Source organism: Shewanella sp. CAL98-MNA-CIBAN-0140 (assembly GCF_040309905.1).
GTDB lineage: Bacteria > Pseudomonadota > Gammaproteobacteria > Enterobacterales > Shewanellaceae > Shewanella > Shewanella psychromarinicola.
Genome location: NZ_JBEOPI010000012.1, coordinates 1 through 13,318, shown reverse-complemented (window position 1 = coordinate 13,318; position 13,318 = coordinate 1). Strand labels below are relative to the sequence as shown.

Annotated in this window: 14 protein-coding genes; 6 read left to right on the top strand and 8 right to left on the bottom strand. The window is 41.0% G+C overall.

The window, feature by feature from the left end:
* Positions 1–130: 130 nt before the first annotated feature.
* From AAEY93_RS08115 to AAEY93_RS08100, 4 genes are all read right to left on the bottom strand, one after another.
* Positions 131–955 (bottom strand): M23 family metallopeptidase, encoded by an 825-nt coding sequence (locus tag AAEY93_RS08115; protein WP_164839573.1) that lies wholly within the window; start codon positions 953–955, stop codon positions 131–133.
* Between the two features lie 126 nt (positions 956–1,081).
* Positions 1,082–1,954 (bottom strand): 6-carboxytetrahydropterin synthase, encoded by an 873-nt coding sequence (locus AAEY93_RS08110; protein WP_124011739.1) that lies wholly within the window; start codon positions 1,952–1,954, stop codon positions 1,082–1,084.
* A 756-nt stretch (positions 1,955–2,710) separates the two neighbouring features.
* Entirely contained in the window at positions 2,711–3,415 is a 705-nt protein-coding gene (locus AAEY93_RS08105) for a response regulator (RefSeq protein ID WP_351076025.1), read from the bottom strand.
* Complete coding sequence (locus AAEY93_RS08100; RefSeq protein ID WP_351076022.1) at positions 3,412–4,917, bottom strand: ATP-binding protein; 1,506 nt, start codon at positions 4,915–4,917, stop codon at positions 3,412–3,414. The genes AAEY93_RS08105 and AAEY93_RS08100 overlap by 4 nt, the downstream gene beginning before the upstream one ends.
* 136 nt (positions 4,918–5,053) lie before the next feature.
* Between AAEY93_RS08100 and AAEY93_RS08095 the strand changes: the two genes are divergently transcribed.
* Positions 5,054–5,317 (top strand): hypothetical protein, encoded by a 264-nt coding sequence (locus tag AAEY93_RS08095; RefSeq protein ID WP_101032043.1) that lies wholly within the window; start codon positions 5,054–5,056, stop codon positions 5,315–5,317.
* A 64-nt stretch (positions 5,318–5,381) separates the two neighbouring features.
* Positions 5,382–5,744 (top strand): hypothetical protein, encoded by a 363-nt coding sequence (locus tag AAEY93_RS08090; protein ID WP_351076019.1) that lies wholly within the window; start codon positions 5,382–5,384, stop codon positions 5,742–5,744.
* A 67-nt stretch (positions 5,745–5,811) separates the two neighbouring features.
* Here AAEY93_RS08090 and AAEY93_RS08085 read toward each other — a convergent pair whose 3' ends face one another.
* Together AAEY93_RS08085 and htpX are read right to left on the bottom strand one after the other, a co-directional pair.
* Positions 5,812–8,331 carry a sensor domain-containing protein gene (locus AAEY93_RS08085; protein ID WP_351076016.1) on the bottom strand — a complete coding sequence of 840 codons (2,520 nt, stop codon included), beginning with the start codon at positions 8,329–8,331 and terminating at the stop codon, positions 5,812–5,814.
* 294 nt (positions 8,332–8,625) lie between these two features.
* A complete protein-coding gene (gene htpX / locus AAEY93_RS08080; protein ID WP_351076013.1) occupies positions 8,626–9,489 on the bottom strand; it encodes a protease HtpX in 864 nt (287 codons plus the stop codon).
* A gap of 266 nt (positions 9,490–9,755) precedes the next feature.
* On the opposite strand from htpX, the gene pepE reads away from it, so the two are divergent.
* Entirely contained in the window at positions 9,756–10,463 is a 708-nt protein-coding gene (gene pepE, locus AAEY93_RS08075) for a dipeptidase PepE (protein ID WP_351076010.1), read from the top strand.
* A 103-nt stretch (positions 10,464–10,566) separates the two neighbouring features.
* On the opposite strand, the gene AAEY93_RS08070 is transcribed toward pepE, so the two are convergent.
* Positions 10,567–10,992 (bottom strand): VOC family protein, encoded by a 426-nt coding sequence (locus AAEY93_RS08070; RefSeq protein ID WP_164839497.1) that lies wholly within the window; start codon positions 10,990–10,992, stop codon positions 10,567–10,569.
* A gap of 97 nt (positions 10,993–11,089) precedes the next feature.
* Between AAEY93_RS08070 and soxR the strand changes: the two genes are divergently transcribed.
* Entirely contained in the window at positions 11,090–11,533 is a 444-nt protein-coding gene (soxR, locus tag AAEY93_RS08065) for a redox-sensitive transcriptional activator SoxR (protein ID WP_101032049.1), read from the top strand.
* A gap of 139 nt (positions 11,534–11,672) precedes the next feature.
* Here soxR and AAEY93_RS08060 read toward each other — a convergent pair whose 3' ends face one another.
* Positions 11,673–12,119, bottom strand: coding sequence for an Hsp20 family protein (locus AAEY93_RS08060; protein WP_124011744.1), 447 nt, complete (start codon positions 12,117–12,119; stop codon positions 11,673–11,675).
* Positions 12,120–12,493: 374 nt separating this feature from the next.
* On the opposite strand from AAEY93_RS08060, the gene AAEY93_RS08055 reads away from it, so the two are divergent.
* Both AAEY93_RS08055 and AAEY93_RS08050 read left to right on the top strand, forming a co-directional pair.
* A complete protein-coding gene (locus AAEY93_RS08055) occupies positions 12,494–12,724 on the top strand; it encodes a hypothetical protein (RefSeq protein ID WP_101032051.1) in 231 nt (76 codons plus the stop codon).
* A gap of 58 nt (positions 12,725–12,782) precedes the next feature.
* Entirely contained in the window at positions 12,783–13,289 is a 507-nt protein-coding gene (locus AAEY93_RS08050; RefSeq protein ID WP_351076005.1) for a helix-turn-helix domain-containing protein, read from the top strand.
* Positions 13,290–13,318: the final 29 nt, after the last annotated feature.

The following is a 13,318-nucleotide window of genomic DNA, read 5'->3' as shown; positions in this document are numbered from 1 at the left end:
ACATTAAAATATCACCAGAGTGGTTCATTTAAACCGAAAATCGCGCCAGCTATAGTTCAAAAAAATGTAAACATAAACAAACTCTTCCAACTTAATCGCATTACCGGAACGATAAAATATAAGCTAAAAACTATTTTGCCGCTTTCTCCGCTGCCAACACGCTGGCCATTGACGGCACTATTGACACTGGATCTAGGCGCATTTGGAACCAATTTAAGCGCCAATCTAAATGCGGACCCGTAACGCGACCGGTTGCACCAATTTCAGCAACTTTATCGCCCTGCACAACTTTGTCACCGACGGTTAAATACAATTTACTTAAGTGCAAAAATGTTGAATTAATCCCATAACCGTGATCGATAATCACAGTGCCACCAGAATAGAACATATCAGGCTCGGCTAAGGTAATAACGCCGTCTGCTGGCGCGACGACGACCGTGCCTGTTGGACGTGCAACATCAACACCAAAATGTGGGTTACCGGGAACGTCGTTATATACCCGTTGGCTGCCATAAACGCCTGAAATTCTGCCCGTAACTGGCCAAATAAAGGGCTGCATAAATGCCTGTTGCTGACTAAATAAGCCTCTGGCGGCGCGAGTCTGTTTGGCATCTTTAGCCGCCCTTTTTTGGGCGACAGGATCGGGTTTCATTATTTTTTGGCTAATGCCAGTGACCCGATCAATTTTGTACTGCCTCGCGGCAATTTTTAGCGGTTTAATTTCGGTTAATCCGTCTGGGTAAATGACTTTAAACACTTGCTCTGCTTTCGCGTCTCTATCAAACCCAATGGCAAATTGACCATTTGGGGTGATTTTTACCGGTTGGCCATTAAGTAAAATTTTACTGCCTGCTGGCACGGCGCCACGCACTAGTGCACCTTGTTCAAACTGACCTTGAAATGTCACCGCTGCAGCAGCGTTAGTACTGAGTCCGCATAGACTGATCACCAGCATTGCGGCCGTTGAAATCGATTGTAAAAGTGTCTTTTTTAATAACATAATCGAAATGCATTCCTTGTTAATTGCGACAAAAAACATAAAAAAAGGGCTACCGTATGGCAGCCCATTAATAATACTTGATTAACCTCTTACTGCAATGGCTCCTTTGCCAATACCTTCGAAAGCGATGACTTTAAAATGACTTTCGGGCTCTTTACTCGACAATGTTTTAGCCATGTATTCAGCCAATAACTCGACGGTGGTGTCATGGGGAATTAAGTCACAACAATGCTTAGGAATTGCTAATTGAAAATCACCTTGAGGGGCAACATAGTGAAAACCAAAATGCGTTTCGTCGCTGACTTTCGTTTGCTTAGACAAATGAAGTGTTTTGATAGACACTAAGTCTTCTTCGGTGCCAAGGTAAATATCTTGCCAACGTTCAGCCCAATAGTGGTCCCATTTAGGTGTCGCGATGCCATTTTCAAATACCGTTACCGGGCTCCGATGACCATGAGCAATACGCTGACAATTACCGTCATGTTTACGTAGACCATGACTGTAATGATAAAACGGCGTATCAAGTGCTTCGTGGCGTAATGTCAGGCTGATACCTTGGACATTTTCTGGCAACACTTCACGTAAGGCTTTTTTCAAAAAGTCATTAACACTTTCATAGTCGATAACTTCGGTTGGGATCAGTGCAAAAGCTTGTGATGGACACGCCAGGTGGATATCACCTTTTTGGCTGCTAAAGTCCATCCATACTCGGTCGCCCTTTTGCTGCCAGCGCACTTCGCTGCAAGCCGTAGGGATTAACAAACGATGATCGGCAACATCATCGATGGTGTTTTTGATGGTACGCTTGACTTTGGCAAAGTCGAGCACCATATTTTGCTCATCTAAGCCGCCATCTAATAGCACATCGACAATCCAGCTTTCACCTACCATGCCGCGAATGGGGCAAAGATAAGAAAAATCAATAACAGTTAAATCTTTTACAAACAGTTGCATTAATGCTCCTAGGCAGAAAAACAGTCCACCTCAGTATAAATGTATTCCAAATAGCACATGCCAGTGGAAGCACTATCTTACCTGATCCACTTTGGTCCGACTATCAACTCTTAGTCTACAACCAATTGCGCTAATACCAATAGTTAAATACCGATGCTCTACTGCCGATCGCCTAAATCAATGTCTCGTCAGTGTGTTCGATGTCAAAATAAGACCCAAATGAGATCAAAATGAGACCGCATTGATACCACATTGATACCGCGAATTATTTCAATGCCATGTCAAACAAAAGCGAAGCGATGAGCGAGCAAATATCCTTGTAGATATAATAAATAAAAGTAAGTCGACTCAATAATATTTTAATAATCAGATGACTACCGAAGAAGCGGAAAGTGGAGCGTTAATGATCTCAGTTAAGCATTTGCTAAACCGAGTTAACTGATGAATAAGGCGTTGTAGCGCACAGATAGTACCAAGTTATGATAGCTCTTAACGGCCCAACATAAATAGCACCAGTAAACTAAGCGTCATAAGTGAAGGCATACCACTGTTGCTTGTCAAAGCCCACTGCTATGGGCATGGCGGATAGAGATGTTCGAAAAAACGGGGCAGATTGAGGGCGTTTTATGTCGACAATTCCAGGCCGTTTATCAATAAGGTGAGCAGCTAACAAGCTATATTCATCATAGCCAAACGGACTTACCACACGCTCAGCATGCCTCGAGCCAGCCACATGCGCTGGTATTATTTACCAGCTCATTCCACCTTATAGCCTACCCCATAAATTGAATGTAATAGTTCTTTTTGTTGACTAGCTTGGGCCAACTTATGACGTAGATTTTTGACATGACTATCTATGGTACGCGAGCTGACAATACGATCGTCAACATAGCAAACTTGCATTAGGCTGTCGCGAGAGTGCACTACACCGGGTCTTTTTAGCAAAGTGTGCAGTAATCTAAATTCAACCGGTGTTAATTCAATCTCTTGTTGGTCGACCTGACATTTAAAACGTTCGATATTGATCTGCAGATATTTATAACGAATAATCTGTTCACTTTGACTGCCATGGGTATTTTCAACTCGTCTTAAAATCGTTTTGACCCGAGCGACGACTTCCCTAGCCGAAAATGGTTTACACACATAATCGTCTGCTCCAATATCTAAGCCCATTAAGCGGTCAATTTCATCTACCCGCGCCGTTAACATTAATACTGGCAGCATTGAAAATTGCCTCAACTCACGGCAAATGGTTAAACCGTCTTTATAGGGCAACATCAGATCTAAAATCATAAAGTCAATTTGTTGAGACTTAACCGTTTCAATCACTTCACGACCATCGTGTTGTACCAAGGTGTTAAAACCTTCAAGGGTTAAAAAGTCGACTAAAATCTGCGCTATTTTAGGCTCGTCCTCCACCACTAATATGGTTAATGGTTGTTGATGAACATGTCCACTCATAATGACTCCCTGTGCATAGGTAATAGTACTTCAATACAAAGTCCACCCTGTGGTGATGGGATGGCCTTAATGGTGCCATCATGCGCTTCGACAATATTCTTACAGATGGTTAAACCAAGACCTGCACCACTACCACGGCGTGTGCGGGCACTGTCTTGGCGATATAATGGCTCAAACAGGTGTTCACACTCTTCAATGCTGGCACTGGGCTTGGTGTCATTAATAGTTAATCTCATCGTTTTATTTTGTTGTGATAATCGCACATCAATTACCCCTGGACTGTCTGTGTAAGCCATAGAATTCATTAATAAATTAATAAATAGCTGTTCAAGACGAAGCATATCGGCAGATAAATACACCTCAGGCTGGAGCTTACTTTGTAGCGTTAGGCCTTTATCTTGTAGGCTGGTAGCCATACTATTAAGCGTGCTTTGTAGTGATTCACTGACGTTCACCCGCTGGAAATGATAACGTAATCCACCAACATCAGATAAAGATAGTTCATACAAATCATCGACTAAGTGCTTCATACGCAGCACTTCTTGTTCAAGTGAGATTAACTGAATGTGATTAAATGTTCTGATCCCCGCTTTAATCGCATCAATTTCACCGCATAAAATACTCAAAGGGGTACGCAATTCGTGCGAAATGTCCGCTAACCAACGATTTTTGGCACTACGATTTTTAGATAATGTCAGCGCCAGATGATCAATATTAGCCATTAGTTGGCCTAATTCATCGGTGCGCTGAGGCGATAAACGTTGATCATAATTACCCTGAGATAAATATGACACGCCCAGCATAACTTGCTTTACCGGAATAAGCAGAAAACGAGATAACCACCAAGCAATCGCACTCGCAAGCAGTAAACACAATAAACCAATTCCCATACTGGTCCAGCGTTGTTGCTGAGAAAATGCAGTAGCCGAAGAAGATTCAATGTCTCTAATAGGGCTGCTGTATAAATAACCGACGACCTGATCATCAAATATTAGCGGTAAGCTAATGAGAACGTCCGCATGGTCAATGTCGGCGCCGACGATAAATTGTTGCGCTGCTGAATATAACCCTGTCGGTGGACCAGAAGGTGGTGAAGCAAACGGAGGCCGTCGTCTAGGAGGACCTAATTGTGATCCCGGTCCCAAAGGAGGATTATCACCAATCGGTCTTGGGGGGGGCATTGCGCTGCCGTCTGGACGATATTTTTGTGGACGTGGCGCATGAAGCGCAATGGCTTGTGTTAATGCTTTTTGATTAATAGACTGCCACACTCGTGTAGATTGTTGCTCTGTCATTACTGATGGATCAGTTTGTGATACCGGATTAGCCGCATAAAGTGCCAATAGTTCATTCGATAAATACTGTAGACGCTCTTGTTCTAATCCGTTGATGTAGTCTAAAAAACCTTGGTCAAAACTCCACCTCGCTAATGATAACGTGGCGATAAGTACAATACTGGTAAGGCCAACGAAGGCTAAGAAAAGCTTTTGAGATATTTTCATAAAAGACATTATAACCAGCTATATACGCACAAACTAGTCGCGATAAATAACTGATAAAAATCTCCTCCAATTCTGCACAATTACTCCACATTGTTAGGTTATATTGCCATGAGTTACCTAACCAAGGAGTGTCACCATGACTCTTAAGCCAATCAGTATTGGTCTACTTAGCTTTATGTTATTAGTATCTGTCGGTGCTAATGCTAACCCACATGATAGAAAACCACCTAAAGAAGCTGTTGAAGCGTGTGCTAACAGTGCTGAAAATGATCAGGTTAGTTTTGACACCCCCCGTGGCGACACCCTTGAAGCAAGCTGTCAAATTATCGATGGCGAGCTTGTCGCTGTACCCGCCAATGGTCCTGACGATATGAAACAACCGCCAAAACAGCGCAAATAACACTCGTGTAGTTAAGGGGTATTCTTGCCTAAAATAATTAATAATCAATGCTTAAGGAGTAAATATGCAAGTGACTAGTGGTAACAATTCGATGCAAATGACATCGGCCGAGAACACCCAAAGACCTCCGCGTCCTGATGGTCCGCCACCACCAAAAGGCGGTGTACCGCCTGGGTTAGATACAGCGGTGTCGACCTTGTCTGATGATCAACAGCAATTAACAACTGACATGTTGTCATCATTGACCGACGAGCAACAAGAGTCGCTGAAGTCTATGTTGGATGAATTAAAACCACTTACAGAAGGCTTATCTGACGAGGACATCGGCAGTATTTTCTTTGAGGCGTTGAGCAGTATTTATAATGGTGAAAACACCGAAACGGCTAACAGTAATTCAACCTCTGTGAACGTAGATATTTACGCTTAATACAGTACTAAAAAGTCGTAATGGTGATATAAAAGCAGCTTACATATTGTGTAAGCTGCTATTTTATTTACTTTAAGTTAATTTCAGTGGGCAGGTTAATGCTGTTACGGATCATAGGTAAAAACTCGTTAAGATCTTGTGGCAATTGCGGTTTGCTGTACAAATATCCTTGAGCAAAATCACAGCCATTGAGCCGCAGAAAATCTGCTTGATCGACGGTTTCTACTCCTTCAGCAATAATCTGCAAATTCAGTGCATGCCCAAGTGCAATAACAGCCTTTGCAATGACGGTGTTATTAGCATCATGAGGGATATCACGCACAAACGACTGATCGATTTTCAACGTATCAATCGGTAACTTTTTCAGATAATTGAGTGAAGAATAACCGGTACCAAAGTCATCGATGCTCAAGGCAATTCCCATAGCACCTAATAATTTCAAATCATGAATAATCGCATCGGGATCGATCATCATACAAGACTCGGTTACTTCTAATTCCAAATGTTTGGCAGGTAATCCGGTTTCTAATAAAATGGATCGCACTTTATCGACAAAATCATTTCTTTGCAGCTGTAAGCTAGCCACATTAACTGAAATACGCTCAAACATTTTACCTTGAGTTAGCCATTCAACCCCTTGCAGGCAGGCTGCCTTTAATACCCATAAACCAATATCCCAAATCAAGCCAATCTTCTCAGCTAATGGAATAAACTCTGCCGGAGAAATATTGCCAAAGACAGGGTCATGCCAACGAATGAGCGCTTCAAAGCCACTGGGTGTCAGATCAGACAGTTTCAACTTCGGTTGATAAACTAAATAAAAATCTTCATTCACCAGCGCTTGGTGCAATGCTGTTTGCAGTTTTAATTGCGCCACAGCCTGTTTGGTCATTGACTCAGTATAAAAGGCATAATTGTTTCGCCCATCTAATTTTGCACGGTGCATTGCAGCATCAGCATTACGCAATAAGCTGTCATGATCATCACCATCACTTGGATATATCGCCACCCCCATACTGGCAGTAAGACGTACAGATTGGGAATTATCGAGAATAAATGGCTGTTCAAACACACTTCGAATACGGTCTACCGAAGAGGTAACGGAATCCGTGCCCGTGATGCTAGGCAACATAACCACAAACTCATCGCCACTTAAGCGTGCTAATGCGTCAAAATCAGATAATGCATAAGATAAACGATTGGCCAATTCAACTAAAACTTCATCGCCAATAACATGACCTAAACTGTCATTAATGTGCTTAAAAAAATCGATATCTAAAAACACAATCGCCAACTGTTTTTTGGCCCTATGAGAGTGATTAACCTCTTGCTCTAGCAGTGACATAAATTGCATCCGATTAGGCAATTGTGTCAGAGGGTCAAAATAAGCTAAGTTTTTGAGTTTTTCTTCATTTTGTTTCTGCGCTGAAATATCGGCAAACACTGCAACGTAATACTGAATGATATTTTGTTTATCAAATACCGCACTGATGGTAATAGCTTGCGGAAAAATAGCCCCATATTTACGACGATTCCAAATTTCACCATGCCATTTACCTTGAACAAGCAAGGTATTCCACAAACGTTCAAAGAAGCTTTTTGGGTGACGTCCCGAACTGAGTATTTTAGGGTTTTGACCTATTACCTCTTCACGGCTATAACCGGTGATATCAGTAAACGCTTGGTTAATTTCAGTAATATTACCATCACGGTCAGTTATAACGACTCCCTCGACCGCATTTTGAAACACGTTTGCAGCTAACGTTAACTGTTCTTCTGCCTCTTTATGTTTGGCTATATTACGAGTCATGCCGATGACACCGACCAAATGGCCTTGGGCATTAAGGATCGGAGCCTTGATGGTTTCGAGCCACACTTTGTTAAAATTAATGTCGAATTCTTCGCATTCAGAAACCACTACCGTTGCGCCGTTATTAATGGCTAATTTATCGCCCTCAATAAATTCTTCGGCGGTGCGTTGGTCAAAAAGATCAACGTCAGTTTTACCGACAATTTGCTCTTTAGATTTTCGCCAAGCTCGTTCAACACTTTTATTACAGGCAACATATTGCCCGCTAGCATCCTTAACCCAAACATGTTCATCAAAAGCATCAATAAAAGACTGTAAATCAACACCTGGGGACACTGACTCTGTGATATTTAAATCAACGATTAAGGAGCTTATATAATAGCGAATGGCGTTAGTTAACATATCCGCTATGCGCGCTTGCATCGCAGATAAAGGTTGAAATAAAGTCGCCTGAGTCGGTTTGATGTTATTGGCACTAAAGCTGATCACACCGATGATATGACCTTGAGGTGAACGAATAAACTGATGATAAACACTAGTGTGTTGGTCTACTTCTTTTACGCTATTAGGGGGTGTTGCTTTAAGATGTTGTAACACGCTAGCGTTATGTTGTCGCTGAGTCATTTCATCAATATTTTGACTTGTACAAATAGCTTCAATACTGTTATCAGAATTGACATGGTAAAACATGATTGTAAGACGAAACTCGGCAGAAATATCATTTATTTCTAGCTGCCATTCTCTTAATTGCGCTGGAGAAATAGCTTTTTTCAGCATACCACCTTCCTGAATAGTGCTTATTGAGTAAGCTTTGATAAGCCAAATCTTATGGGTACTATTATGAGTATTCTTATTAGCATTAGTGCCAAGTCAGATTATATCAGAATCGGCCTTATTAGCTGTAATTAAACAACCAATGCAATCGATTCGAGCGATTAATACTATAAGGACACTATAATTACCTGATTAACAACTCAGATTCAATCATAATATTACACAAAAACAAAAAAGGAGCCAAAAGACTCCTTTGTGGGATTCGTTACCGTCAGTGCGACGGTAAACTCCTGAATGCTAGCTATTTTTTAAAGCAGCAATGCGCTTTTCTAATGGCGGATGGCTCATCAATAACTCAGCCATTGAACGTTTGCCATTGATACCAAAGGCTGACATTTGTGCTGGCATAGCGCCAGATTCAGGCCCTTGACGTAAACGTTCTAATGCGGCAATCATTTTATTTTTGCCTGCTAAACGCGCGGCGCCTTCATCAGCCTTAAACTCACGAATACGTGAAAAGTAAGCTACGATAATCGATGCCAAAATACCGAATAGCATATCAAGTACAAATACTACAGCCATGTAGGCGAACATACCTAGGCCTTGACCTTCTTCGTCATTACTGGAAACAAAATTATTAATAATGCCAGCAACAACACGTGCTGCAAAAATAACAAAAGTATTCACCACACCTTGAATTAAGGTTAAGGTCACCATGTCACCGTTGGCCACGTGGCTCACTTCATGAGCGAGAACGCCTTCAATTTCGTCTTGGGTCATGCCATAAAGCAAACCAGAACTGACTGCAACTAAGGCGTTATTTTTACTTGGACCCGTTGCAAATGCGTTCATCTCTGGTGACTGGTAAATTGCCACTTCAGGCATCTTAATTCCAGACTTTTCAGCTTGGCGTGCAACCGTTTCAACTAACCAACGTTCCATACTGTCACGTGGTTGAGTAATAACTTCACAGCCCATGGTTTTCTTCGCCATCCATTTTGAAATGGCTAAACTGATAAACGCACCACCAAAACCAAAAATGGCAGCAAATACTAACAGTCCACTCATCGTTGAGGTATTAACACCAAGAATAGACATTACAATTGAGGCAACCAGTAAGATGGCAAAGTTGGTTGCGATCAACAAAAATATACGCTTCATTTAAGCTCCTGTATGGCGAAAGTGCCGATTTTCAGTTGTTACCAAAGACATAATATGTCAATAAATCTAAAATTCAAGCTTAGTTATATTAAAAAATATTTATCCTTCTTATATAGGCGGATTAAACATACTCTTGAATCTCTAGCGAGCAGATTTTAGGCAGATATTATTAAACCAAACTGAATAAAAACGACAAAAACCAACTAATTGTCGATAATGATTAATTTTTGATAAACTATCAAAAACAAAATACCAAAGGACTTTTTATGACCATTAATGCACTAATGTTGAGTGCTTCACGTGTCGGTGATTCAGCTTATTTAACCCATACTCTCGAACTCATCCGCCCATTAACTCAACCTGGGCAGCAATGGCTGTTTATTCCCTATGCTGGCGTCAGTGTCAATTACGATGACTATTTAATTAAAGTACAAACTGCGCTTGAACCACTGCCCATTATCATTACTAGCATTCATCAATTTTCCGATCCCAAACAAGCGATTCAAGATGCAGCGGGTATTTTGGTTGGTGGCGGAAATACATTCCAATTGCTCAACGAACTGTATCGTTATGACTTGGTACATTTAATCCGTGAACAAGTAGAAAATGGCATGCCATATGTTGGTTGGAGCGCAGGTTCAAACATTACCGGTGCTAGCATTCGTACCACTAATGATATGCCAATTACTGAGCCTCCATCTTTTACAGCCTTAGGCATTCTTCCGTTTCAATTAAATCCGCATTACACCAATTACCAAATGCCGGGGCACAATGGTGAAACACGCGCACAACGGCTATTAGAGTTTACGATGGTAGACCCATTAACGCCGGTGATAGCTATTCAGGAAGGCAGTGCATTGTGGCGTAGAGGGGAGACATTGCAACTGATTGGCGATGAAGTAGCTTACTTATTCCATGGCAAGCAACAAGAAGTTGAGATAGCCGTTAACAGTGACTTATCACACTTCCTTTAATCAGCGTATTGTTAATAAGAATATCGGATTTTAGCTTGTTGCAATCGGCTTTAACCTAAATTATTGGGCTTACTCTAATAAGCCCAATGGTGCAGTATATCGGCTACTCACTATCGTACTGATTTCGCTCACTGGGTATATCCGTTGAGTATTCAACAAATTCTACTTCAAATCCATTCGGATCAATAAAGTAACGGCTTTTGTAAAAAGGGTCATGTCCACCCATAATGGCTACTTCAAAACCCACCAGTGCTAATCTTGCCACTAACGCATCAATGTTATCCACTGCATAAGCAAAATGAGCTAAGCCCAATGCATTGCTTTTAAGGTCGCGCACCTCACCCGTACCAGAATCATTAAATGATAAATAATGAAAATCATCGCCAAAGTGAAGCCATTTCCGTGGTGTGCCATGCCAAATCGACTCTCCGCCACCACGAACCCGCCAATGGGGAAATGCCGCCTGATAAAATACTAATGTTTCATCTAAGTCATGCACCACTAAATTTAAATGTTCTAATCTCATCACTTATCTCCTTATTATTGATACAGCACAGCTTAATACCTCAAGTTAACTTGAGGTAAAGGATTAAATTTGCCAAAATGATAAAAAATTTGGAGTGCTAATGTCAGTAGAAACAGAATTAAGTGTGGGCCAAGTTGCAAAACGTTGCGGGATCAACATCTCTGCGATTCATTTTTACGAGCAAAAAGGTCTTATCAGCAGTTGGCGAAACCAAGGTAATCAACGCCGTTATGCACGAGAAGTTATCAGGCGGATTTCGCTCATCAAAGCTGCGCAGCAATTAGGGATCTCGTTAGATGAAATACACCTCGCCTTTACCAGTCTCCCTAATGGTAGAACCGCCACTAAAGAAGATTGGGCCGATTTATCAAATGCCTGGAAAAAGACGCTAACTCAGCGGATTGCTAAGATGCAAAAGTTGAAAGACTCATTAGAAGCTTGTATCGGCTGCGGTTGTTTATCGATGAAACACTGTCCACTGTATAACCCAGAAGATATTCTAGTCGAGCAAGGTCCAGGTCCGGTGCTGTTAAATAAAAATTAAGCACAAAAAAGCCTAGTTTAAAAACTAGGCGTAAGCAAAAACGCTAAATAGGGGGGGAGATAAACTACAAGGTTAACAATGTAGGTTAAGTGGCAGTTAACACTTAGCCCACCAATCATATCAGCCTAACAATATTGGCCTAACCAAGGGAGTTGGTTGAAACAATATCAATTTTACGTGGTTTCATTGCTTCTGGAATCTCACGAACTAAATCAATATTTAACAAACCATGTTCTAATTCCGCTCCCACCACGCGAACATGATCAGCTAATTGGAAGCTGCGCTCAAAGCCTCGTTCGGCGATACCTTGATGCAAATATTTACGATCATCACTTTTGGCTGTCTTATTGCCTTTTACTATCAGTTTTTCGCCTTCACTCATGATATCTAATTCTGGCATCGAAAAACCTGCAACGGCCATGGTAATTCGGTAACTATTTTCACCTAAAAGCTCAATGTTATAAGGAGGATAACCACAGTTGGCATTATTCGCTGCAGCGTGTTCAGCAAGTTGTGCTAAACGGTCAAAGCCAATCGCACTTCGGTAAAGAGGAGTTAAATCTGGAGAAAGATTAAAATTGCGCATGTTCATACCCTTGTCTAAAGCAATATGTAAAAAATAACCACTGTCTATGTCAGTGGCGTACAGTTTTCACAGCCCTTACGGCACTGTGCTAGCAAGTTTACTGAAACCTCTATCGAGCATTTCGTTAATCATTCCTGCTACAGAGTTAGATATATGGATCGCCTGTATGATATCAAGTGCTTCAAGTAAATAAATTACTTATTAATACCGATTACTTATAAACATCCATTATAATCAGTAACTAATATAGAGTTAAATTAATGAGATAAACAATTACGTGATATTAATTCCACTGTGATGACTTTTGTTACTGGTAATTTTGACCTAAGTTGTCACAATAATGGGCAACGAATAAAAACAAATAAGGACATTTTATGAACCCAGCAACAATGGCATTACTGATCCCAATTTTGGCTATTTTGGGCAGCTTTATTGTTAGTATAATGAAACTTAGAGAACGCCAAGTACGTGCGACAACAGAACAAGCAACTAATAATAAAGCATTGCATGATGAAATAAGCTCCCTACGCCAACGAATTGAAGTACTCGAAAGGGTTGTTACCGAAGATGCATACGACTTAAAACAAAAAATTAATAACGCATAAGGTGATTGAGTACTGTTAAGTACAACTAATACCAATCCGCATTAAATTATGATCTAATATGCTCACCACTTTCAAATTATTTTATACTGTGAAAAACTACACATCTGTTGAGCTTGTTAAGCTATCAAAGTCAGAAAAAGACGCCCGTATGCGTATCCGCATATTGGCTGTTTCTTGCTTTCTGGAATGTCACAATCGCGCTCAAGTCGCTCGCCAATTAAAGGTTAGTCGTCGCAGTGTCAATGAATGGGTTAAAAACTACTTAAATACTGGCATTGATGGCTTGAAAGCCAATATGAATTCGACAAATGCTAATAAACTCGACGAACACCAAAAGCAGGTTCTTTATCAATATATAGATGAGTTTAGCCGCTCCGAACAGGGTGGACGATTAACGGGGTTAGACGTTCAATCACATATAGAGCAGCAGTTTGGCATCCATTATCATATTAACCATGTATATAAGGTACTAAAAAATATTGGCCTAAGCTGGATAACAAGTCGCTCTAAGCACCCAAAACAATCCTTAGCAGCCCAAGAAGATTTTAAAAAAACTCATTTCTAAAACGATCGCAACGATCCCTGTCTATATTC